We start from the raw sequence: 21552 nt of genomic DNA on the forward strand, positions 1-21552 counted from the left end.
TCGGGCCGGGCACCGCGCCAGGCGTACAGGGCGCATCCGGCGGCGTACGCAGCCGACGCGACAGCCCACGCCGCCGCCTGCGGCCCCGGCTGCACCGACCAGGCCCATACGGCCGCCGCACCGCCGGGGGTGCGTGGCGCCGCCAGATCAGCACACCGGCGCACCCGGTCAGCCCGAGCAGCAGCCGCAGCCACCAGGGGCGTACGGCGGTGCGGTCCAGTTCGGAGTACTGCCGACGCCCCGGATGGCGGGTGAGGTAAGCACGTTGCCCGGCGGGGGACTTGGCCTCCAGGCGGGCAATGTGGCCGCGCTCGCCGTCGGCCGCCCGGTTCACCGGGAACGCGGGACGGGGCCGAGAGGCAGTCCCCTGTGGTGCGCTTCATAGACGGGACGCGTGATGATCGCGTTGGCTGGGCAGGGTTCGGGGGCTGTCGATACGAAGGAGCCTCGCGCGGTGCAGCGGCTTGAGTCACGGGAGCCGGCCGAGTACGCCGGTGCCGAACGGCTGGGCGGTGTCCCGACCCAGCGGACCGCGTCCGCGCCACCGCGCGCCCCGGAGCCCGCGGCCGGACGCACAGGGACGTCCGCGCGCGAGCCCGCGCACGAGACCCCGGCCGGACGCACAAGGACGTCCGCACCCGAACCCGCGCACGAGACCCCGGCCGTGCGGAAGACCCCGTCCGCGCACGAGCCCGCGGCCGCGCGGGAGTCGGCGTCCGTACGGGAGCCGACGCCCGGCCCCCGGCTCGCGGCGGCGCGTGAGCCGATGTCCGTTCATGAGCCCGCGGCCGCGCTGCCCGGCCCCGCCCCCGTGTGGCGGCGGCTCGCCCGGCTCCTTCCCACTCCGGTCGGCACGCCTTTCACCTTCTGCTACACCCTCGTCCTCGTTGCGACGTCCCTCTTCGCCGAGTACGGCGATCAGGCCACCGTCTCCGCCCTGCTGCGCGGCTCCAGCACGGACGTCGCGCACCTCAGCGTGACGCCGCTGCTCGTGCTCGTCGCCAGCGCCCTGTGGGTCGCGGGCGGGCTCGCCTCGCCGTACGCCGTGGGGTTCGTGTTCGTCCTCACGGCGCTGGAGCGACGCATCGGCGCGTGGCGCGCGGCCGCGGTGTTCCTGGGCGGGCATGTGGTGGCCACGCTCGCCACGGAGATCCCGGTCGGCCTCTCCGTCATGGCCGGGCAGTTGCCCGAGACGTCCCTGCACCGGCTCGACTACGGCATCAGCTTCGGCCTGCTGACGTGCGTCGGCGCGCTGGCCGGGCTGTTCACCCCGGTCGTGCGGACGGCGGCGCTCGGGTGGGTGTCGGTGCTGCTGGTGCGGGACCTGCTGGCGTACGAGGACCCGCTCAGCAACTGGGGTCACCCCCTTGCGCTGCTGGCCGGTGTCCTGTGCTGGCCGGTGGTTCGCCGATGGGCGCACGGCAGGGAGCCGGGCGGGTGCGGGAGGCCCTCCGGCCGTCCGGGGTCCGCTGCCTACTCCGGCCGGGCGGGGGCGAAGTAGACGCTGACCAGCGGGACGATCACGCGCCACCCGAGTGACTCGTACAGGGCCCGCCCGTCGGGCGTCCCACCCAGTACGCCCGTGGTGGCACCCTGTTCGACCGCGGCGTTCTGGACCGTGCGCATCACCAGGCTGCCCAGGCCCTTGCGCCGGTGCTCGGGGGCGGTCTCGATCTGGTCGATCACGGCTGTGGCGCCGGTCGTCGCGATCTGACCGCGGGCGGCGAACGCGCCGTCAGCGGTCGTGACCAGGGCCCGGGTGACCCCGCCCCGCGTCCAGGTGCGCAGCCGGTGGCCGGCGGGCACGGAGGCGGGTTCCGTCCGTCGCAGCCCGGCCGTCATCAGGAACCCGGGCTCGTCGGGCGTCCAGTCCGGACCGAGCCAGGCGAGGACCCGCTCCGGCTCCTCGAACACCTTGAGCCAGAGCCCCGGAGTCCGGGCCGCGGCGGCGACACCGCGGACGGCCGCCTCGCTGCTGTCGGTGAGGACATGACGGGTCGTGTGCCGAGGGAGCCCGACGTCGACCGTGAGGCCCCATGGCTCGGCGACGGGTTCCGCGGCGCCCCGCGAGACGACCCAGCCGTCCACCCAGGCCCTTATCGCATGCGTGACGGACGACTCGCGCGTAATAGATGAATGCGTCATTCGCCTATTACATCTGATCGGTCACGGAGTGCGACAGCGCTGATCGCTGACAGCGAACACCTCCGGGGGAACATCGAAGGTCCCTTCTGCATTGAGTCCGTACAGCTCAACTTGACTGCCGAAGGGGAGATCATGGCTTTGACGTCCACACCGCTCACGCTTCCTGTGCTGCCGCTCGACGACGAGGTCGTGCTGCCCGGGATGGTGGTCCCGCTCGACCTGTCCGACGCCGACGTACGGGCCGCGGTGGAGGCCGCCCAGGCAGCCGCCCGTTCGGCATCGGGCAAGCCAAGAGTGCTGCTCGTACCGCGCATTGACGGGACGTACGCCGCGACCGGTGTGCTCGGCACCGTCGAGCAGGTCGGGCGGCTCTCCGACGGCGACCCCGGAGCGCTGATCCGCGGCCGCAGCAGGGTGCGGATCGGCGCGGGTACGACCGGCCCCGGCGGCGCCCTCTGGGTCGAGGGTCTCCAGATCGAGGAGATCGTGCCCGAACCGCTGCCCGGCTCCGTCGCCGACCTGGTGAAGGAGTACAAGGCGCTCGCCACCAGCTGGCTGAAGAAGCGCGGTGCCTGGCAGGTCGTCGACCGCGTCCAGCAGATCGACGACGTCTCCGCCCTCGCCGACAACTCCGGCTACTCGCCGTACCTGACCACCGCCCAGAAGGTGGAGCTGCTGGAGACCAGCGACCCGGTCGCGCGCCTCAAGCTCGCCACCGAGCAGCTCCGCGAGCACCTCGCCGAGCAGGATGTCGCCGAATCCATCGCCAAGGACGTCCAGGAGGGCGTCGACAAGCAGCAGCGGGAGTTCCTGCTGCGGCGCCAGCTCGACGCCGTACGCAAGGAGCTGCGCGAGCTCAACGGCGAGTCCGACGGCGACGAGTCCGACGACTACCGCGCCCGGGTCGAGGCCGCGGACCTCCCCGAGAAGGTCCGCGAGGCAGCCCTCAAGGAGGTCGAGAAGCTGGAGCGGTCCAGCGACCAGAGCCCCGAGGGCTCCTGGATCCGTACCTGGCTCGACACGGTCCTGGAGCTGCCGTGGAACGACCGGACGGAGGACGCGTACGACATCCAGGGTGCCAAGGCGATCCTCGACGCCGAGCACGCGGGCCTGGAGGACGTGAAGGAACGGATCACCGAATACCTGGCGGTGCGCAAACGGCGCGCCGACCGGGGGCTGGGCGTGGTCGGCGGGCGGCGCGGGGGTGCGGTTCTCGCGCTCGTCGGCCCGCCCGGCGTGGGCAAGACCTCGCTCGGTGAGTCCGTCGCGCACGCGATGGGACGGAAGTTCGTCCGGGTCGCGCTCGGCGGAGTACGGGACGAGGCGGAGATCCGGGGCCACCGGCGTACGTACGTCGGCGCGCTGCCGGGCCGTATCGTCCGCGCCATCAAGGAGGCCGGGTCCATGAACCCGGTGGTCCTGCTCGACGAGATCGACAAGGTCGGCTCCGACTTCCGCGGCGACCCGGCCGCGGCGCTCCTCGAAGTCCTCGACCCGGCACAGAACCACACCTTCCGCGACCACTACCTGGAAGTCGAACTCGACCTGAGCGACGTCGTCTTCCTGGCGACCGCGAATGTCCTGGAAGCCATCCCCGAGGCCCTGCTCGACCGGATGGAGCTGGTCAGGCTCGACGGCTACACCGAGGACGAGAAGGTCGTCATCGCCCGTGACCACCTGCTCCCGCGTCAGCTGGAGCGGGCCGGCCTGGAGCCGGGCGAGGTCGTCCTGGACGAGTCCGCGCTGCGGAAGCTGGCCGGTGAGTACACCCGCGAGGCGGGCGTGCGGAACCTGGAGCGGGCGATCGCGCGGCTGCTCCGGAAGGTCGCGGCCCAGCACGAACTGGGCGAGCAGGAGCTGCCGTTCACCGTCACGGAAGGGGAGTTGCGCGGGCTGATCGGCCGGCCGCACCACGTTCCCGAGTCCGCCCAGGACCCGGCCGAGCGCCGCACCGCGGTGCCGGGCGTGGCCACCGGTCTCGCGGTGACCGGTGCGGGCGGCGACGTCCTCTACGTCGAGGCGTCGCTCGCCGACCCCGAGACGGGAGCCGCGGGGCTGACCCTGACCGGCCAGCTCGGTGACGTCATGAAGGAGTCCGCACAGATCGCGCTGAGCTTCCTGCGCTCGCACGGTGCCGAGCTGGAACTGCCCGTCGCCGATCTGAAGGACCGGGGTGTGCACATCCACTTCCCGGCGGGCGCGGTCCCGAAGGACGGCCCGAGCGCGGGCATCACGATGACCACGGCGCTGGCGTCGCTGCTCTCCGGCCGGCTGGTCCGTACGGACGTGGCCATGACCGGTGAGGTATCGCTGACCGGCCGCGTCCTCCCGATCGGTGGTCTGAAGCAGAAGCTCCTGGCCGCGCACCGGGCGGGGACCACGACCATCGTGATCCCCAAGCGCAACGAGGCCGACCTGGACGACGTCCCGGCCGAGGTCCTCGACAAGCTGGAGGTCCACCCGGTGACCGACGTCCGCCAGGTCCTGGAGATCGCCCTGGCTCCGGCGGAGGTCGTGGTGCCGGTGGCGGCGTAGACCGTGTGAACCGGGGCGCCGCACCGGGAGAGGCGCGCCGGTTCCCGTGGGCGCAGCCCGCGCGTCCGTTCTCGATCGCCGGACGGGTTCATTCTGAGCCCGCCCGGCGATCGAGGCGCCGGAGCGCGGGGTGGAGGCCCCGAGAACCCGACCCCGCCGGCGATCGAGGCCGGGGGAAGTTTCTCCAGGCAGGCCTTGAACGAGTCCGGCCTTCCGTGGGGCTTACGGAACTTCGCGCTACGGGGAAGCCACCGGGCCGATAACGGCAGGCGCTGCAGGACGTGCCCTGCCCGGGCCCTGGTTCTCCGCCCAGTTCCAGGCACTGCCCAAGCATGTCTACGCGGCGCTGCAGTCGGTGCCCTCCCCGTCCGGACCGGGGGTGTCCCGTCCCAGGCCCCGACGGATCGCGGTCTCCACGGGTGAGTACGCGCCGTCGGCCCGCTCCAGTTCGTACGGCGCGGCCGGCATCAGCGGCGGCTGGGCCATGAAGCGCGGCCTCACCCCATGGTGCGGTTGTGCCGCGTGCACCAGAAACGGATGGCACAGGAAGACGTCGCCGGGGGACCCGGTGGCGAGGGCGACGGGCCGATGGTCGGACGCCGCCACCAGATCGGGCGCAAGGGCCAGCCCGCTCGCCCCGTCCACCCCGTACTTCTCCAGCACCTTCGGCACGTCGAGGTGTGAGCCGACCCGGATCCGGGTCGGAGCGTCCTCCTCACCGACCTCGCTGAACAGGAACAGCATCAGCAGCGCCCGGCCCCGGGAGCGCAGATTGGTGAAGTACCAGCTCTCGCCCTCCGGCAGATAGCTCCCCTCGATGTGCCAGCCCGCGTCGTCCGGCTCCTCCTCGTGCGGGAAGCGCAGCGGGAACGTGCCCAGCGAATAGCGCGGCTCCCAGCGTCCCGCGCCGACGAGCAGGTCGTACGCGCGCTGCAGGGACGGGGAGTTGGGCGCGGCGGCGAACGGCCCCTGCGCCATGCCGGCCACCCAGTGCACGGGCTGCGTCCACGTCGCCGGATCATCCGGGTCGCAGCCCGTCTCTCGCCACAGCAGCCGCGCGCAGTCCGCGGCCACCCGCGGCGCGACGGCGCCCTCCAACTTCACGAAGCCGTCGCGGAGGAAGCGGGATACCAAGGTCGTGTCGTCCATGCCCCCCATCGTGCGGCGACACCGGTCCCGGTCACCCGACATTCTCCGCACCGCTTTTGTCGGGTGTTCACCGAGCCCCTTCTTGCCTCTCTGAGACCGGAAGCAACCACCCTGCGGAGCCCCGGTCACCCCTGCGCGCGCGTCGCCTTCGTGTAGAGCGCGCGGGCATGCGCGTCGAAGAGCACCGCTGTCGACTCGGTGTCCGTATCGCCGCCGCTCAGGACGCCTATGACCCGGCCCGGCCGGTCCGCGTCCACATAGTCGGCGAGCCAGGGGCTGCCGCTGGTGCCGTCCCAGAAACCCGCGCACTCGATACGGACCATCTCCGCGGGCTGGTCGGCGTCGTGCCGGGCGTCGGTGGTGCAGGTGATCGGGCGGTTCGCGGGATTGTGGTCCGGATTCGGGTAACCGACCACGGTGACCCGGCGGCGCGGCTTCGACGACCAGTCGGGGACCGTCGCGCCCACCACGTCCTGCACCTCACGGCCCCGCGCGTCCGGCTCCAGCGTCAGAAAGGCGTAGTCGACCGCGTCGTCCTCGTCCTTGCGCCAGCGGTCGTCGACCTGGATCGCGGCGACCTTCCACGTCCCGTACGGGGCGGAGCCCTTCCCGCCGCCCCGGAAGCCCGGGGCGAACGAGAAGTCGCTCGCGTACGTCCCGTACTCGAAGACGCAGTGCGCGGCCGTGGCGACGACATTGCCCCGCGGGCTGTCGACGACGCTCGCCGTGCACCAGTGGTCCTTGTCGTCGAGCAGCACACCGACCGAGCGGAGCCCGTCGGACGGCACGGCCGAGGTCTGCGGATCTGGCCCCTTGGCCCGGGGGCGGGGTTTGGCGGGCATGAGGGGTGCCGCGGAGTGCGTAGCCGTAGGCCCCACACACGCCGCGGCCGCCGTCAGCACAGCGACGGCGGACCACAGAACGGGCCTCTTCCAGCGCATACACCCCACGTTTCCCTCGCTTCCCTGCATGCTCACCATCCTTACTCACTTACATGTCGAGCCACCCCCGCAGGGTCGCCTGCGCTCCCGCCTGGAAGCGCGTCTCCGCGCCCAACGACTCCAGCAGCCGCGTGATCCGCCGCCGGGCCGTGTGCACATGCACCCCCAGCCGACGGGCGATCGCCTCGTCCTTGAGCCCGGCCGCGAGCAGCGCCAGCAGTTCCTTCTGCGCCGTCGGCAGCGGCCCGCCGGAGCCGCCCAGCGGAGTGGCCCGGTCCCATACGGTCTCGAAGAGCGGCACCAGCGCGTTGCCGAGCAGGCCCTCACCGATCACCAGCGCGGACGCCCGTGGATCGGCCGCGTCGCTCGGCGGCAGGAGCGTGATCCGCCGGTCGACGGCGATCAGTTTGGTCGGTACGGCCGGTGCGATCCGGGCCCGCAGGCCCCGCTCCACCAGTGCGCTCAGCGAACGCATCCGTTCCGGCGTCGACAGGCCGTCCCGGTCGAGGACCGTACGCACCACCACCCCACGGTCCAGCAGGCCCTCGATGTCGAGCCCGTGCGGCCCCGGACTGCCGTCGCCCCGCTGCCCCTTGACGTACGGCGGCCGGTCCAGGATGACCACCTCCCGCTCCGCGGAGGCCAGCAGGTCATCGGCCCGTTCCCCGATCGCCCGCTGCCCCCTGACCACCTCGATGCCGCCTCCGGGCGCGGTCGGCGCCCCCGACACCAGCCGGCCCGCGAGCTGGTCGGCGGTCATCCGTAATCGCTCCAGTTCGGCCGATTTCATATGCAGTTCGGCCTGACGGCGGTGAATGAGCGTACGGATCGCGGCGGCCGGAGCAGCCGGGCGGGGCAGCGCACCGCAGGCGCGCGGCGGCAGCGCGAGCCCGTGCTCGACCAGCCGGTCGAGAGCCGCCTGCAGTTGGTGCCGCGGCAGCTTCAGCTGCCGAGCCAACTCCTCTGTCCCCGCTGCGTGCTCCTTGAACAGGGCCTCGTACGCGCGTTCCTCGACCGCCCCCAGGCCGAGGGTGTGCAACTCCCCCTCGATCATGCGGGGAATTCTCACTCTCTCTTCACGGGGCACACAAGTGTGCATGCCCACTTGTCAACGCACCTGGCTCATTGATCGGTTGGCACCTCACGGGTTGCATGGCCATGACCACCTGAACCGGCTCTGACCAAGCACGTGGGAGGGGTACGTACTGTGCGCAAGCCCAGCAAGAACCATGGAGGACCGAGACCCGGCATGTCCGGGGGGATGTCCAGGGGGGCCGGTCTCGCCGCGCTCCTGGCCGCTGCCGGCCTTCTGATCACCGCGGTTCCGGCCCAGGCGGCGACCCCGCCGCCGGCACCGCCCGTCGAGGTCGTTCCGGGGGATGACACGGCGACTCCCGCCCTGGTCGACGGCCTGCACGAGGCCGTGGACGCCAAGGCGGCCCCGGCGGACGCGGCCCGCGGGCACCTCGCCGCCAAGGAGAGCCGCTACCGCATCGCCGAGCCGCGGCGCGACCTCGCCCCGCTCGGGACACTGAAGCGCGGCGCGGACGAGACCGTACGGCTCCAGCAGAAGCACCGCGGAATCCCCGTGCTCGGCGGCCAGTACGTCGTACGGATGGAGAACGCGGGCGGCAAGCGCGTCGTCACCGGCACCTCCGGCAAGTACTTCACCGGTCTGACGACCGGCACGGAGCCCGCCGTCGCGAAGGACATGGCGGTGCGCCGCGCGGTCGCCGCCACCGCCCGGCGGCTCGGGGGCGGGCAGCTGACCGAGGCCGACGCCGTGCGCGAGGAGGGCCAGAAGTCCGCGAAGGCGAAGGCGCTCAGCGGCACCGCGGGCGGACTCGTCGTCATCCCGCGCGGCGAGGGCGTGCTCGCGTACCACGTGACCGTACGCGGCACGAACCCCGCAACCGGCGAGCCGGTGCTGCAGCAGGTCTACGTCGACGCCCGGTCCGGCTACCCGGTGCTGCAGTACAGCGGCCTCAGGACCCTGACCCGGCCGGAGGCCGCGACGGGCGCCCCCGGCACGGCACCGAACACCGCCGCCGGGAAGGCCCCGGCCAGGGCCGCGGCGGACGATCCGGCCGCCCACCCCGGCACCAAGGGCAGCGGTGTGCGGCTGAACGGCACCAAGGTCGGTCTGGATCTCTATCTCGACGCCTCCCGCGGCCAGTACGTCATGACCGACTACGCGCGCATGGCCGACAGCAGCAGGAACACGCTCAGCACGTGGGACGCGTCGAGCGTCGACGTGAACGATGCCGTCGGCCAATGGCCCGCCGGAATCAAGGTGTTCAGCTCCGCGGCGGCGGACTTCGGCAAGGACGCCACCGACACCGGCGCGGTCGACGCGCACTGGGCGGCGGGCCAGGTCTACGACTACTACAAGGAGAACCACGGCAGGAACGGGCTCGACGGCCGCGGCACCGCCGTCAACTCGCTGGTCGGCGTGACCCTGTTCGGCGGCTCCTTCGTCAACGCCTTCTGGGACGGCCAGAAGATGGTGTACGGATCGGGCGACGACGAGTTCAAGCCGCTCTCCGCCGACCTCGACGTCGTCGGCCACGAGATGACCCACGGTGTCGTCGAGAACACCGCGAACCTCGTCTACGCCGGCCAGTCAGGCGCCCTCAACGAGGCCCTCGCCGACTACTTCGGCAACGCGATCGACGTCACCGCGTCCGGGCAGTCCATGGACGACCCGAACGCCGGCCTGATCGGCGAGGACCTGTGCCGTACGAAGGCACCGCGCGACTGCGCCCTGCGCAACCTCGACGACGGCGCCACCACCGCCAAGAACTTCCTCGGCGTGACCTACGGCACCGACAACGGCGGCGTCCACCTGAACTCCACGATCTTCTCCGGCGCGCTGTGGGACATGCGCCAGGACCTGGGCGGCGAGCTCGCCGACCGGATCGTGTACAAGGCGCTGTCCGAGTACATGACCCCGCTCGACGGCTTCACCGAGGGCCGGGGCGCGGTGCTCGCCGCGGCGAAGGACCTGGGGGTCGAGGCACAGCAGCTGACTGCCGTGAAGCGGTCGTTCAACGCCCACGGCATCGTGCCGGGCTGGGAGGACGCCCTCGGCGTCGACTCCGACCAGCTCTTCGGCAAGCTCAACATCGCCGGCACGGGTGTCCAGGCGGGCGGCGGCTGGTGGACCGTCTCCAGGTCCAACGACGACGGCTCCGAGCCGTACTCCGTCTACGCGGGCCGAGCGGACGGCAAGGGCACGCCGAAGCTCGTCAGCCCGAACGACGGGCGATACCACGTCTACCCGGCGACGGACGGCAAGACCGTCGTCTGGGCCGCGTACGGCACCACCAGTCTGGACATCCTGTCCCGTCCGCTCGCGGGCGGACCCATCAAGAAGCTGTACACGTCGAACAGCGACATCGCGGGGCTCCGGGTCGAGAACGGCGTCGTGGCCTTCGAGACGTACGGCATCTTCGGTGACCGCCACGTCGCCTTCCTGCGGCCCGGCGACCGTCAGCCCACGCTGGTGGACGGCGGCAGCTTCCTCCTCGGCACCGCTCTGCCGTCGATCGCGCACGGCAAGCTCGCGTACGCCAAGCTGTACCCGGGCGCCACCGAGTACAAGCTCGGCGTCGAGATCTACGACCTCAAGGCCGGGACGAAGAAACTGACCGAGCAGCTCGGCGACCCGCAGGGCATCGGCCAGACGGGCCTCAACGGCAGCCATGTCTTCTGGCTGACCGACGAGAACCTGAACGACGACGGCCGCATGGGCGTACGCCGTGCCTCCCTCGACGGCAGCAACGCGTACGACATCAGTGCCGAGGCCAAGCCCCGCGCGCTGATCGCCTTCGACCTGACCGTCTCCGAGGACGCGGTCACCGTCAACAGCCAGCTGCCCGACACGCAGTGGCGCAACGAGACGCTGCCGAAGCTCTGGCAGCTGACCATGGACGGCAGCCGTCAGGAGCGCGTCTCCTGCAACCGCGGTGAACAGCTCTCCCCGGCCGCGGTCTCCGGCAGGCAGGTCGTCTGGATCGACGGCACGACCGGCTGGACCGACCTGGTCACCCGCACCCGCCCGGCGGGCCTCTGCGGCTGACCGCGTGAGGTGACAGGGATCCCCGGCGCGGCCAGGCCGCACCGGGGGTTCTGTCGTCGGATGGGCGCTAGGCCACGACCCGGTCCAGCGCCCCGTTGCTGCATTTTCCGGGGGGCGACCCCCGGACCCCCGGCAGGGGTCGCGGCACTAGCCGTTCGCGAGAGCCACGACCCGGTCCAGCGCCCCGTTGAACTTGTTGTGGTCGCCGACGATCGGGCCCGTGGAGGTGTACTGCCACATCGTGTAGTAGGCCCAGCCCGCCGGGAGCGTGCCCGGGGTGGTGTTGTAGCGGGCGATCCAGAGGGGGTTGGTCGCGCCGAAGCCGCTGTAGTTGCCGGTGCACTCGGTCCACCAGCTGGTCGCCGTGTAGATGACGGCGTCACGGCCGGTACGGGACTTGTAGCGGTTCAGGAAGTCGCGGATCCAGGTGACCATCGCGGACCGGGACTTGCCGTAGCAGGACGCGCCGTACGGGTTCCACTCGATGTCCAGCACGCCCGGGAGGGTCTTGCCGTCGCGGGACCAGCCGCCGCCGTTGTTCACGAAGAAGTCCGCCTGCGCGGTGCCGGTCGTGGTGTCCGGGGTGGCGAAGTGGTACGCGCCGCGGATCATGCCGATGTTGTACGAGCCGTTGTACTGCTGCGCGAAGTAGGGGTTCTCGTAGTACGTGCCCTCGGTGGCCTTGACGTAGGCCCACTTCACGCCGCTGCTCCAGAGCGAGGACCAGTTGACGTTGCCCTGGTGGCTGGAGACGTCGACGCCTTCGGTCTGGACGGCGCGGCTGTCGCGCGGCAGACCGCCCTGGCCGTCGTGCGCGACGACGCCCATGCCCATACGGGCCGAGCCGCGGGCCGGCGCGTCCGCGGCGGAAGCCGCGCCGGGGAGGGTGAGGAGGAGGGCCAGGACTGCGAGCAGGACGCCTGCCACGGTCCAGCGGGTGGTGGCCCGTCCGGGTCTGGTCGTTCCGGATCTGTGCACGGACATTGCGTGCCTCCGAAAGGCCTCGGTGGGGGAAACCGGCATGGTGTGGACATGCCATAAATGAAGCTAAGGACCGGGAACCCACCGGCGGAAGAGGGGCCGGTCCCTGCCGTTGGTCTACGCCTGCGAAATACTGGGCGAGCTGCGACAACGGCAGCCGCAGAAAGAAACTTTCATCGACGGAAAAGCGCGCGAGGGGTGCTGACGTGCACGGAAGCGGTACGGGGAGTGAAGCCGACCCGAAGGGTGGGAATGGTGTGGACCACGAGTTCCATGAGTTCCTGGCCCTGGAGCGCGAGTTGGCCGTCTTCCTGCGCCGCGCCCGTGCCTCGTCCGGGGAGATGGCCCGCGAGGTCCACCCGGAGCTGGAGCCCGCTGCGTACGGACTGCTCGTGCGGCTGGAGGAGTCGGGCCCGCAGCGTGCGACCGACCTGGCCGCGTACTTCGGCGTCGGCAAGGCGACCATGAGCCGCCAGCTCCACGCGCTGGAGCAGCTCGGCCTCGTCGCCCGGGAGCCCGATCCGGCCGACGGGCGCGCCTCGCTCGTGCGGCTCACCGACGAGGGGCTGGCCCGCTTCCGCAGCGTGCGCAACGCCCGCCGCGACCGGTACGTACGGAAGCTGGCCGACTGGGACCGTGGCGAGGTCGCCGAACTGGCCCGGCTGCTGCACCAGCTCAACATGCGAGCCGAAGGCTGACGGTCGCGGGCTCGCCGACAGCTCCGCCGAGGCCGACCGTGCGCGGGCACCAGTCCGTGGGCACGGACAATCCGTGGGCGCCCCACCTGTAGGCGCCCACCTGTAGGCGCCCACCTGCAGGCAGCCACCCGCGGCGCGCGGCTACAGCTCCGCGTAGACCGCCGTCGCGTCGTCGTGTGTCTTCCAGCGCAGGCTCCCGCCCCGCGCCGCGTCCGCTTTCTCCAGCGCCCGCACTCGCGCGACCAGCCCGTGCGGCCCCTCCTTGTGCAGCAGACCCATCAGGTCCGCCCAACCGCCCTCCTCGAAGAGGTCGGTCCAGCGGGACGCCCCGTCCGTGAGCGCCGCCATCGCCCGTACCTCCGAGCGCGGGGTGCGTCCCGTCACCGCGCGCTGTGCCACCTCGGGGTCCGCGGCCGCCGTGAAGAAGCCACCCTCCTGGTTGCGCAGGGCATCGGTGGCGCTGAGCGAGCGCAGTACCTCGCGCGGGATCCGGTCCAGCCGGTCGTCCAGCACGGCTCGGACGACACCGTCCGGCGACTCCAGCAGCAGCGTCGAATCGGAGAGCACGAGATGCTCGACCGACTCCTCGTTCCACCGCGCGACGACCACCGTCGCCTGAGGCGTGCGCACGTGAGAAAGGTCACAGCTGTCGCGGTGGGCGTCCGCGGTGCGCCGGATGGACAGCGCGAGAATCTCGGCCAGGGGCATATCCCGCCGTGAACCGGACAGTTCGATCAGCGCTCCGCCGAGGCGCGCGGTGAACCACGGCACCCCGTGCTCACAACCGTCGTCCCCCTTGGGAGGGGTCACCCCGTCCAGGACGACCAGGGATCCGCCCTGGCCCGAGGCCGGGAGGGCGACGGAAGCCCAGTCTTCGTCGGGGTGTTCGGGGGCGCCGGGCACGCTGACGAGTTCGAAGCGCATGGTCCCCAGTCTGCAACACCTCGCACGAGTCCTTCACGAAGCCCGCCAGAACCTCAAATTGTCCTGTACCACCCGCGCGACCAGCGGCCTTTTGGGGGAATGGCCGACTCCGGCGGGCTGCGGGCGCGCATCCTGCCAAAGCCCGCGCGGAAGGTCCAACCGACGCCCGGCGGAGGCGGGAAAGGTACGGGCGAACGAGTTGTTCGCCAACTCCTGAGTGATGTTCACTCGTTCGTGTGGCGGAGCGGCCGATGCGCGTCTCCCTCCCAAAAGCGCTGGAATGGTCATAGGCCGTGCCAGGGGTGGGGACTCTCGTGATGACCGGCCATCACCTCTGCTTCAAGGGTGGACGAGTCAAGAATGCGAGCACCGGTGCAGAAGAAGCGGCCTCGGGGCAAGGGCGGCATGGGCGGTACGGCGTCTTCGGGGGCATCGGCACCTCTTGCGCCCCCGGCGCCCTCAGAGCTTTCCGGCTCAGGGCATTCCGGCTCAGGGCTTTCCGGACCTTCCGTGCAGTCTGCGCCTTCCGAGCCCTCGGCGTCCTCACTGCCTTCAGCGCTCTCCGCGCCGTCGCACGAGGCGCGCGCTGCCTCCGACCCCTCACTCGTCCCCGGCGGACGTCCCGTGCGCGTACGCCGCCGGCTCGTCGCCGGTGTCGCGGCCGTCTCCCTCACCGTCATCGCCGCGGGCGCCCCGGCGATCCTCATCGCCTCCGACGAGCTGACGGAGTCCCAGCGACTCGTCACCCTCGCCGAGCTCAACCTGCAGGCGGTCACTCTCGCCCACTCCCTCGCCGACGAACGCGACGAGGTCACCGCGTACATCGCGGCCGGCCGCGAGGAACAGCAGGGCGAGCAGAAGAACCGCCGCAAGATCTCCGGCAGCCGCAGCGCCCGCGTCGACCGCCAGATCGACGAGATCCGCGGCAACGTCCCGTCCGGCCACGCCGACCTGAGCCGCGACCTCGCCTCCGTGCCGTCCGTCCGGCGCACCGCGCTGACCGGCAAGGGCAACGCCCTGGAGGCGTACAAGGCGTACGCCGAGATCATCACCGGGCTGCACCAGCTGGCCGACGAGCTTGCCGAGAAGACCCCGGCCCGCGCCTGGGGGTCCCCCCGGACGGAGTCTGGGGGAGGGACACGCGGCTCCACCGCCCTCGGCCTCGCCGTCGAGCAGGCCTCCGCCGCCCGCGGGCTGCTGCTCGCCGCGCTCTCCGTGCCCGCCCCGGCGAACGACGGCCCGTCCGTCGACCCGGTCACCGGACTGCCCGTCGAAGACGAGGACGACGAGAAGGCCGAGGCCGCCCGCAACGTCCTCAGCGCCGCCGCCCAGCAGGCCCGCGTCCGCGAACTCGCCGCGCTCGCCGACTTCGACCAGGCCGCGAGCAGCGAGGCCCGGAGCCGTCTCACCGCCACCGTCACGGGTCCCGACGTCAAGACCGCCGAGGCCTACCTCGCCCACCTCACCGACCAGCCCGAGCTCTCCCAGAAGGACCGCAAGTCCAACCGCGAGAAGCTCGAATCCTCGCTCTCCGCCCGGATCGAGCAGATGCGGGGTGTCGAGTCCTCGCTCGCCGCCGCCCAGGTCGAGCGGCTGGAGCAGCTCCGCGACGACGACGTCACCGCACTGGAGCTGCGCATCGCGCTGCTCGGCGGCTGTCTGCTCGTCGCCATCGGCATCTCGGCGGCCGTCGCCCGCACCCTCACCCGCCCGCTCGCCGTGCTGCGCATCGGCGCGGCCCGGCTCGCCGCCGCGCCCGAGGCCGAGGAGCCCATCCGCTTCACGGGCCGCAACGACGAGTTCGCCCAGGTCGTACGGTCCCTGAACACCCTGCACGGCAAACTGCTCGACCTCGGCACCCGGACGCAGCGGCTGGACGCCGACCGAGGCGAGCTGACCGCCGCCCGCGAGGAGCTGGCCGCACAGCGCGCGGAACTCCAGGAGCGCACCGCCGAGGTCACCGAGCAGCTGGAGAAGCTGCGGCGCACCGTCAGCCACACCTTCGTCAACCTCGCCCTGCGCACCCTCGGCCTCGTCGAGCGGCAGCTCGGCGTCATCGAGAACCTGGAGGAGCGCGAGCAGGACCCGGAGCGGCTCGCCACCCTCTTCAAGCTCGACCACATGGCCACGGTCATGCGCCGCCACAGCGAGAACCTTCTGGTGCTCGCCGGCTCCGAGCACGGGCACGGCCACGCGGGCCCGGTGCCGCTCGTCGACGTCATGCGCGCCGCCGTCAGCGAGATCGAGCGGTACGAGCGTGTCACCATCCAGTCCCTGCCGCCGCACGCCCACATCGCCGGGTTCGCTGCGGACGACCTGAGTCATCTCGTCGCCGAACTGCTGGAGAACGCCACGTCCTTCTCGCCGCCGGACGCGCAGGTCCAGCTCTCCGGCTGGCTGCTGGAGAGCGGCGAGGTGATGCTCTCCGTGCAGGACGAGGGCATTGGGATGGCCTCCGCACGGCTGGAGGAGCTGAACGCCAGGCTCGCCGACCCGCACCCCGAGGGCGCCGACACCGACCTCGACATCGAGGGGGAGGGCCTGGGGCTGCGGGTGACCGCGCTGCTGGCCCGCCGCCACGGCGTACGCGTCCAGCTGCGCGAGCAGAAGCAGGGCGGCGTCGCCGCGGTCGTCGTCCTGCCGCAGGCTCTGCTGCCCACCGGGTCGCCGACCGTGGCCCCGCAGACGTCGCCCGTTCCGGGTGCCGCCCCTACGCAGAACCTGCCGGGCTCGGTCGCGGAGGCCAACTCCAACGCCCTCCCGGGCCGATCGGCCGCCCGCGACCCGCTGGTGGCGGCGGCGGAGGCGGCGGTCCGACGGGCGGAGGCCGAGTCGCAGCCGGACACCGCGGCCGAGGCAGAGCCGGACACCGCGGGCGAGGTCGAGCCGGGCGTTGAGGCCGAGGTCGAGCCGGGCGTTGAGGCCGAGGTCGAGGCCCAGGCCGAGCCGGCGGCCGCGTCCGAGGCCGAGGCCCACGAGCCGCTGGGCGAGGCGCGCGTGCCGCAGCCCCGGCCCGAGTCCCAGCCCGAGCCGGGGCCCGAGGCCCAGGCCGAGCTCTCGGCGGCCCCCGCTCCCACGCCCACCCCCGAGACCACCCTCCAGGTCCGCCTCCCGCACCCCGCGCCGGAGCCCGACGCCCACGAGCGCAGCGAGGTGGGGGTCCCCCCAGGCCGAAGGCACTGGGGGAGCGTCGCCGACGGAGGCGATGCCGAGGAGCCGGTCACCGACAAGGGGCTGCCCAAGCGCACCCCCAAGGTCGTCGCGCCCGCCGCCGCGCCCAAGGAGCGCGCGTCCTCCATCGACGCGGAGGCGCTGCGCCGCCGGCTCGGCGGCTTCCACCAGGGAGCCAAGGACGGGCGCCGCGACGTGGAGGCGGAACTGGCCGAGGCCACGCAGACGATGCAGCACATCAAGGAACAGAAGGCACAGAGCGAGGAATCGGGGGACACTGTCGAGGAGGCACGCCATTGACTGCGACCGGCACATTCGGGCTGAGCAGCGAAGCCCGTAATCTTCACTGGCTGTTGGGCAACCTCGTGGAGGAGGCACCAGGAGTCCGCTCCGTCGCCGTCGTCTCGTCCGACGGACTCCTGCTGCTGTCGTCGGACCCCGCGCAGAACGCCGGTCCGACCGTCCCGCAGCGGCAGGACGGCCCACGCGGCTCCAGCGCCGACCTCGCCACCATCGTCTCCGGCATCGCCAGCCTCACCATCGGCGCGGCCAAGCTGATGGACGGCGGCGGCATCAAGCAGACCATGGTCGCGATGGAGGAGGGCAGCGTCTTCGTCATGTCTATCAGCGACGGCTCGCTGCTCGGTGTGCACGCCACCCCCGACTGCGACATGAGCGTCGTCGCGTACCACATGGCGCTCTTCGTCGGCCGCGCCGGACACGTACTCACCCCCGAACTCCGCAGTGAGCTGCGCAAATCGATGGAGAGCACCCAGTGACGTCCGCCGCACAGCCCGCTCCTCGGCTCCCCGTGCGCGGCGAGGGCAAACGCCCCGCCCGGGTCCGCCCGTACTCGCTCACCGGCGGCCGTACCCGCTTCGGCCACGTCCTCCTCGTCGAGACGTTCGTCGCCGCGCTCGAAGCGGCCGACGAGCGCAAGGAGCTGACGAACGGAAACCTGGTCTCCCGCGTCATGCCGGAGATGCGGGCGATCGTCGAGCTCTGCCGCCGTATGCGTACCGTCGCCGAGATCTCGGCGCTGCTGAAGATGCCCCTGGGGGTCGTCCGGGTGCTCCTCAGCGACCTGGCGGACCAAGGAAAGGTACGTGTGTACGGAACCGGGCACGGCGACGGCCGGCCCGACCGTGCGCTGCTCGAAAGGGTGCTGAGTGGACTCCGCCGTCTCTGACCTCCCCGCCGTCGCGGAGGACGAGAACGTACAGGCCTGGCAGAACGACCGCACCCGTGCACCGATCGCCACCAAGATCGTGGTCGCGGGCGGTTTCGGCGTCGGCAAGACGACCTTCGTCGGGTCGGTCTCCGAGATCACGCCGCTGGAGACCGAGGCACTGATGACCCAGGCGAGCGAGGAGACCGACGATCTCACCGCGACGCCGGGCAAGCTCACCACGACCGTCGCGATGGACTTCGGACGGATCACCCTCGACGACGACCTCGTGCTGTACGTGTTCGGCACACCGGGTCAGCAGCGTTTCTGGTTCATGTGGGACGACCTGGTGCGCGGCGCGATCGGCGCGGTCGTTCTGGCCGACACCCGCCGGCTGAAGGACTGCTTCCCCGCGCTCGACTACTTCGAGAGCTGCGGACTGCCGTACGTCGTCGCCGTCAACCACTTCGAGGGGACCCCGGCCTACGAGGCCGAGGACGTACGGGAGGCCCTCTCCGTTCCGCCGCACGTCCCGGTCGTGATCATGGACGCACGCAAGCGGATCACGGTGATCGAGTCGCTGCTCGCGGTAGTGGGCCATGCGCTCGACGTCACGCCCGAATAGTCCCGAGTCCCGTCCCCCGCAGTCCTGATCAACGAAAGAGACCCGTCATGCGGAAGATCCTCATAGTCGGCGCCGGTCAGTCCGGGCTCCAGCTCGCCCTCGGCCTGCAGTCGCACGGGTACGAAGTCACTCTCATGTCCAACCGCACGGCGGACGAGATCCGGTCCGGCCGTGTCATGTCCACGCAGTGCATGTTCGACACGGCGCTCCAGCACGAGCGCGACCTCCAGATCAACTTCTGGGAGTCCCAGGCCCCGAAGATCGAGGGCCTCGGCGTCTCCGTCGCCGGCCCGCCCGCAGTTGAGACAAACGCAGTCCAGCGCGTGATCGACTGGGTCGGCAAGCTCGACGGCTACGCCCAGTCGGTCGACCAGCGCGTCAAGATGGCCGGCTGGATGGAGACCTTCGCGCAGCGCGGCGGCCAGCTCGTCATCCACGGTGCCGCCGTCTCCGACCTGGACTACTTCTCCCGCACGTACGACCTGGTGCTGGTCTCCGCGGGCAAGGGCGAGCTGGTCTCCATGTTCGGCCGTGACGCCTCCCGCTCCCCGTATGCCGAGCCGCAGCGCGCCCTCGCCGTCTCCTACGTCCACGGCCTCGGCCCGCGCCCCGAGCACCCGGACTACGACGCGGTCCGCTGCAACCTGGTGCCGGGCGTCGGCGAGCTCTTCGTCATGCCGACCCTCACCACGTCCGGCCGGGCCGACATCCTCTTCTGGGAGGGCATCCCGGGCGGTCCGCTCGATGTCTTCCAGGGCGTCAAGGACCCGGCCGAGCATCTGTCGCTCACGCTGGAGCTGATGGAGAAGTTCACGCCGTGGGAGTACGCCCGCGCCACGAAGGTCGAGCTGACGGACGCCAACGGCACCCTTGCCGGCCGGTACGCACCGACCGTGCGCAACCCGATCGGCCGGCTCCCGGGCGGCGGTCTCGTTCTTGGTGTCGCGGACGTCGTCGTCGCCAACGACCCGATCACCGGACAGGGCTCCAACTCGGCTTCCAAGTGCGCGGCTTCCTACCTCACGTCGATCACCGAGCACGGTGACAAGCCGTTCGACGAGGAGTGGATGCAGTCCACCTTCGACCGTTACTGGGACACCGCCCAGCACGTCACCAAGTGGACCAACGCGATGCTCGGCGTCCCGCCGGAGCACGTCCTCAACCTGATCGGCGCGGCGGGCGAGCTCCAGCCGGTCGCCGACCGGTTCGCGAACGGCTTCGACAACCCGGCCGACTTCGAGAACTTCTTCTACGAGCCGGACAAGACCAACGCCTACCTGGGCTCGGTCGCGGAGGCTGCGCAGGCCTCTGGCCGGTGATGCGGAAGTCGTCGTTGGTCGTCATTGGTCGTCGCTGGGCGCCCTCGGACGGCCCGCAGACGGCCCGGGACGGTAGGCGTTCCGGCTAGCTGGTGCCGTGACGAGAGGTATCCGGGTGCGCTCGGCTGCCGCCCCGCGGCGCGGTGCAGGACGGCGCCCTCCGCCCGAGCGGAGGGCGCTGGTCCGCCTCAGTTCGAGGCCGATGTAGCGCAGTTGGACACTCAGTCGGCGTTGCACGGGCACGGGTGCAGGTGGCCACCACACACCTGCAGCCAGGGGTGCCGGCCATTCGAAACGCTCAGGGGCAGGAGCTGTACGCCGCGACCGGTCGGCTGCTGCACGAGCGGCGGCGTTCGAGAGGCCGGCGCGGGAAGTAGCTGCCGGACCTGAGCTTGGGGATGGCGAGTCCGGGCGCGGCTCATGGGTAGCGGGGTGCGAGCCCCGCTACCCATGAGCGTCGGTCGACCACTCGGTGTCACCGTTGCCGGCGTCACTCGCAGAAGACCGCGTTTCAGAATCAGTCGTCGGATTCCTCGTCGTCCGAATCGTCGTCGTCGTCGTCGGAATCGTCGTCGTAAGAACCCCAGTCGAAATCGTCGAAACCGAAGTCGTCGTCGGTGGAAAATGCGGTGGCGGAATCCGCGACCGTGACTGCGCTCTCGGGCTGTGGCAACGCCGGGGCGGCGAATGCGTTGGAGGAAAGCGAGGCGGACCCTGCCGCCAGGGCGGTCGCGGCGGTGAGCAGAACAATACGTCGGGTACGGGACATGGGAGTGCTCCTCGTGAAAAGGGTGAAATCGCGCCGCCGGGGCTGTTCCCGACGATGTCGGTGGGCCACCTGTTCTGCGTGAACCCGTGTATCCATTGAGCCCCGTCGGGCGAGTCACGTCATGCCGCTGAAATTCGGGACTTGACAGCTCTGCCGCCATCGGCTCCGAGATCGGGAGCGCAGCCGCTACGACCAGTCGTGGGTGACCCCCTGCACCCCGGCAAACGCAGGACAGCCCTGCTTACGGCGTGCCGATCTGCCCGACCGTCTGGTCCGGCGCCTCGTCCTTGTTCTTGCGCTCCAGCGCGCCGAGTGCGGCCAGCTGCTGCGCGGAGAGCGAGGCCAGCAGCGCCTCGACCTCCTTCAGCCGGGCCTCCATCGTGTCGCGCTGCTCGCGCCGTTTCTCGGTCAGCGCCTGCTGGAGGTCGAGCGCCTTGCGGGATCGCGTCGCCAGCGCGTTCGCGTACTGCGCAGTGCTCTCCAGCCGGGCGATCGTCGCCCGCTTGCTGCTGGCCGCACGCTCCATCAGATGGCTTTGGTCCAAGGCGCGCTGAGGGTCGCGAGCCAGCAGGAGGTGCAGATACACCGACAGTTCGGAGCTGCCCTGGTACTGCCGGCTGGCCAGCAGTCCGGCGTCACCGCGACTGCGGGCGACGGCGTATCGGGCTCTGGCCAGATCGGTGTTGAGCCGCCGCGTCTCGGCGGTCTGTGCCGTGAGCTGCTCCTCGGTCGCGTCGTATGCCTCGCCCGCCTCCTCCACCTGCCGGTACAGCTCCTGGAGCTCGGTGAGGAGCTGGGCGATGCCCTTCGGAGCCGCCGCGCCGGACGCGGACGCTTCCGGCGCAGACACTCCGGGCCCCCCGGGCGCGGCGTGCGCCGGTGTCGACGGAGGGCTGGGGGGCCAGGCGGCCGCCGGTGTGGTCGCGAGTGCCGTTGCCAGCGCCGTCGCCAGCGCGGCCGTACGGACGGACCGAAGCACTGTGCCCGACATGCGATCACCTCTGGTGGGTTCCACAGGAGATGATGCGGCCGTGCCCGTATGACGA

Annotated in this window: 17 protein-coding genes; 9 read left to right on the top strand and 8 right to left on the bottom strand. The window is 71.4% G+C overall.

The window, feature by feature from the left end:
• Positions 1–454 precede the first annotated feature (454 nt).
• Positions 455–1501 carry a rhomboid-like protein gene (locus ACZ6ZQ_RS18390; RefSeq protein ID WP_469769534.1) on the top strand — a complete coding sequence of 349 codons (1047 nt, stop codon included), beginning with the start codon at positions 455–457 and terminating at the stop codon, positions 1499–1501.
• Here ACZ6ZQ_RS18390 and ACZ6ZQ_RS18395 read toward each other — a convergent pair.
• Positions 1474–2145 carry a GNAT family N-acetyltransferase gene (locus ACZ6ZQ_RS18395; protein WP_469769535.1) on the bottom strand — a complete coding sequence of 224 codons (672 nt, stop codon included), beginning with the start codon at positions 2143–2145 and terminating at the stop codon, positions 1474–1476. The two genes, ACZ6ZQ_RS18390 and ACZ6ZQ_RS18395, sit on opposite strands and share 28 nt — an antisense overlap.
• 132 nt (positions 2146–2277) lie before the next feature.
• On the opposite strand from ACZ6ZQ_RS18395, the gene lon reads away from it, so the two are divergent.
• Complete coding sequence (gene lon, locus ACZ6ZQ_RS18400; RefSeq protein ID WP_469769536.1) at positions 2278–4680, top strand: endopeptidase La; 2403 nt, start codon at positions 2278–2280, stop codon at positions 4678–4680.
• Between the two features lie 336 nt (positions 4681–5016).
• On the opposite strand, the gene ACZ6ZQ_RS18405 is transcribed toward lon, so the two are convergent.
• The 3 genes from ACZ6ZQ_RS18405 to ACZ6ZQ_RS18415 all read right to left on the bottom strand — a co-directional run bounded on the left by ACZ6ZQ_RS18405 (position 5017) and on the right by ACZ6ZQ_RS18415 (position 7824).
• Entirely contained in the window at positions 5017–5829 is an 813-nt protein-coding gene (locus tag ACZ6ZQ_RS18405) for a phytanoyl-CoA dioxygenase family protein (RefSeq protein WP_469769537.1), read from the bottom strand.
• 125 nt (positions 5830–5954) lie between these two features.
• Entirely contained in the window at positions 5955–6671 is a 717-nt protein-coding gene (locus tag ACZ6ZQ_RS18410; protein ID WP_469769538.1) for a trypsin-like serine peptidase, read from the bottom strand.
• A gap of 148 nt (positions 6672–6819) precedes the next feature.
• A complete protein-coding gene (locus ACZ6ZQ_RS18415) occupies positions 6820–7824 on the bottom strand; it encodes a helix-turn-helix domain-containing protein (RefSeq protein WP_469769539.1) in 1005 nt (334 codons plus the stop codon).
• A 195-nt stretch (positions 7825–8019) separates the two neighbouring features.
• Here ACZ6ZQ_RS18415 and ACZ6ZQ_RS18420 point away from each other — a divergent pair, with 195 nt between their 5' ends.
• Positions 8020–10851 carry a M4 family metallopeptidase gene (locus tag ACZ6ZQ_RS18420; protein ID WP_469769540.1) on the top strand — a complete coding sequence of 944 codons (2832 nt, stop codon included), beginning with the start codon at positions 8020–8022 and terminating at the stop codon, positions 10849–10851.
• 147 nt (positions 10852–10998) lie between these two features.
• Here the strand turns inward: ACZ6ZQ_RS18420 and ACZ6ZQ_RS18425 are convergent, their stop codons facing one another.
• On the bottom strand, positions 10999–11835 hold the full coding sequence (locus tag ACZ6ZQ_RS18425) for a lysozyme (protein ID WP_469769541.1): 837 nt from the start codon (positions 11833–11835) through the stop codon (positions 10999–11001).
• A 203-nt stretch (positions 11836–12038) separates the two neighbouring features.
• Here ACZ6ZQ_RS18425 and ACZ6ZQ_RS18430 point away from each other — a divergent pair, with 203 nt between their 5' ends.
• Positions 12039–12530, top strand: coding sequence for a MarR family winged helix-turn-helix transcriptional regulator (locus tag ACZ6ZQ_RS18430; RefSeq protein ID WP_453664371.1), 492 nt, complete (start codon positions 12039–12041; stop codon positions 12528–12530).
• Between the two features lie 141 nt (positions 12531–12671).
• Here ACZ6ZQ_RS18430 and ACZ6ZQ_RS18435 read toward each other — a convergent pair whose 3' ends face one another.
• A complete protein-coding gene (locus ACZ6ZQ_RS18435; protein ID WP_469769542.1) occupies positions 12672–13454 on the bottom strand; it encodes a protein phosphatase 2C domain-containing protein in 783 nt (260 codons plus the stop codon).
• 372 nt (positions 13455–13826) lie between these two features.
• On the opposite strand from ACZ6ZQ_RS18435, the gene ACZ6ZQ_RS18440 reads away from it, so the two are divergent.
• The 5 genes from ACZ6ZQ_RS18440 to ACZ6ZQ_RS18460 are packed head-to-tail and all read left to right on the top strand — an operon-like array spanning position 13827 to position 19737.
• Complete coding sequence (locus tag ACZ6ZQ_RS18440) at positions 13827–16925, top strand: sensor histidine kinase (RefSeq protein WP_469769596.1); 3099 nt, start codon at positions 13827–13829, stop codon at positions 16923–16925.
• Positions 16922–17404: a roadblock/LC7 domain-containing protein gene (locus ACZ6ZQ_RS18445; RefSeq protein WP_469769543.1), complete on the top strand. Its 483-nt coding sequence runs from the start codon at positions 16922–16924 to the stop codon at positions 17402–17404. Before ACZ6ZQ_RS18440 ends, ACZ6ZQ_RS18445 begins: the two co-directional genes overlap by 4 nt.
• Entirely contained in the window at positions 17401–17814 is a 414-nt protein-coding gene (locus tag ACZ6ZQ_RS18450) for a DUF742 domain-containing protein (protein WP_469769544.1), read from the top strand. The genes ACZ6ZQ_RS18445 and ACZ6ZQ_RS18450 overlap by 4 nt, the downstream gene beginning before the upstream one ends.
• Positions 17795–18418 carry a GTP-binding protein gene (locus ACZ6ZQ_RS18455; protein WP_469769545.1) on the top strand — a complete coding sequence of 208 codons (624 nt, stop codon included), beginning with the start codon at positions 17795–17797 and terminating at the stop codon, positions 18416–18418. Before ACZ6ZQ_RS18450 ends, ACZ6ZQ_RS18455 begins: the two co-directional genes overlap by 20 nt.
• Positions 18419–18465: 47 nt before the next feature.
• Complete coding sequence (locus tag ACZ6ZQ_RS18460; RefSeq protein ID WP_469769546.1) at positions 18466–19737, top strand: styrene monooxygenase/indole monooxygenase family protein; 1272 nt, start codon at positions 18466–18468, stop codon at positions 19735–19737.
• A gap of 517 nt (positions 19738–20254) precedes the next feature.
• On the opposite strand, the gene ACZ6ZQ_RS18465 is transcribed toward ACZ6ZQ_RS18460, so the two are convergent.
• Both ACZ6ZQ_RS18465 and ACZ6ZQ_RS18470 read right to left on the bottom strand, forming a co-directional pair.
• Positions 20255–20506 (bottom strand): hypothetical protein, encoded by a 252-nt coding sequence (locus tag ACZ6ZQ_RS18465; RefSeq protein WP_469769547.1) that lies wholly within the window; start codon positions 20504–20506, stop codon positions 20255–20257.
• Between the two features lie 241 nt (positions 20507–20747).
• Positions 20748–21497 carry a hypothetical protein gene (locus tag ACZ6ZQ_RS18470; protein ID WP_469769548.1) on the bottom strand — a complete coding sequence of 250 codons (750 nt, stop codon included), beginning with the start codon at positions 21495–21497 and terminating at the stop codon, positions 20748–20750.
• Positions 21498–21552 lie beyond the last annotated feature (55 nt).

The sequence above is a fragment of the Streptomyces sp. NPDC053673 genome (assembly GCF_055585225.1).